General features: G+C 41.6%; 2 protein-coding genes. Both read left to right on the forward strand.

Going from position 1 to position 1,569, the window contains the following annotated elements:
- On the forward strand, window positions 1–1,439 hold a 1,439-nt coding region (glpK, locus tag RT405_RS12525), incomplete at its 5' end, for a glycerol kinase GlpK (protein WP_313470122.1).
- A 17-nt stretch (window positions 1,440–1,456) separates the two neighbouring features.
- Window positions 1,457–1,569: hypothetical protein (locus RT405_RS12530; RefSeq protein WP_313470125.1), on the forward strand; the 113-nt coding region annotated here is incomplete at its 3' end.

The raw sequence follows: 1,569 nt of genomic DNA on the forward strand, positions 1-1,569 counted from the left end.
ATAAAAAAACGAACACGATCGGTAGTTCGCAAAAAGAATTTACGCAAATTTTCCCACAAAGCGGCTGGGTAGAACATAATCCGAATGAAATCTGGAACTCAGTGCAATCTGTAATTGCGGGAGCCTTTATTGAATCCGGTGTTAAACCAACAGAAATCGCTGGAATTGGGATCACTAACCAACGTGAAACAACTATCATCTGGGACAAAGAAACAGGACGTCCAATTTATAACGCAGTCGTTTGGCAATCACGTCAATCAGCACCTATTGCAACCAAACTTCAAGAAGCTGGCCATTCAGAAATGATTCATGAAAAAACCGGTTTGATTATTGATTCTTATTTCTCAGCTACTAAAATTCGTTGGATTCTTGATCATGTAGAAGGCGCACAAGAACGTGCTGAAAAAGGCGAGTTGCTATTCGGAACAGTTGATACTTGGTTAGTATGGAAATTAACTGGTGGAGAAGCCTTCGTTACCGACTATTCAAATGCCAGCCGGACGATGCTGTTCAACATTCATGATTTAGAATGGGATCAAGACATTTTAGACTTATTAAATATTCCACGCGCAATGATGCCGGAAGTTAAATCCAACTCAGAAGTTTACGGAAACACAACGAATTACCATTTCTACGGTGCCAACACACCTATTTCAGGAATGGCAGGAGACCAACAATCCGCTTTATTCGGTCAAATGGCTTTCGAACCAGGGATGGTGAAAAACACTTATGGAACAGGTTCATTTATCGTCATGAATACAGGGGAAACACCGCAATTATCAGAAAACAACTTGTTAACGACAATTGGTTACGGCATTAATGGAAAAATCTACTACGCTTTAGAAGGAAGTATTTTTGTAGCCGGATCGTCTATTCAATGGTTGCGTGACGGATTGAAAATGATTGAAAATTCAGCTGACTCAGAAGCTTTGGCTAAAGCGTCTAAAAACGACAATGAAGTTTTCGTCGTTCCGGCCTTTACTGGACTAGGTGCGCCTTACTGGGATTCAGATGCGCGCGGAGCAGTCTTTGGATTAAATCGTGGCACAACGAAAGAAGACTTTGTCAAAGCGACCTTACAATCGATTGCTTACCAAGCACGTGACGTTATTGACACGATGAATAAAGATGCTGGCATTGACATTCCTCTACTGAAAGTAGATGGCGGAGCTGCTAACAACGACTGGCTATTGCAATTCCAAGCAGACATCTTGGGAACTAAAGTGCAACGCGCCCACAACTTAGAAACCACTGCTTTAGGAGCAGCTTACTTAGCTGGTTTAGCTGTAGGATTCTGGGAAAGTATGGATGAAATTAAAGACATGTACGAAGAAGGCGGTACCTTTGAACCTCAAATGTCAGAAGCAGAACGCGAAAAATTATACAAAAACTGGAAGCTAGCGGTCAAAGCGACCCAAATCTTTAAACCAGAAGCATAAAAGGAGGAAAAAGAATCATGGTTTTTTCCATCAAACGAAGAAAACAAGATATCACAGCATTAAAAGAAGAAACATTGGACGTCTTAATTATCGGTGGAGGGATCACAGGTGCTGGAACTGCTTTGCAGGC

The organism is Carnobacterium sp. (assembly GCF_032094055.1).
In the GTDB taxonomy this organism is placed as follows: Bacteria; Bacillota; Bacilli; order Lactobacillales; family Carnobacteriaceae; genus Carnobacterium_A.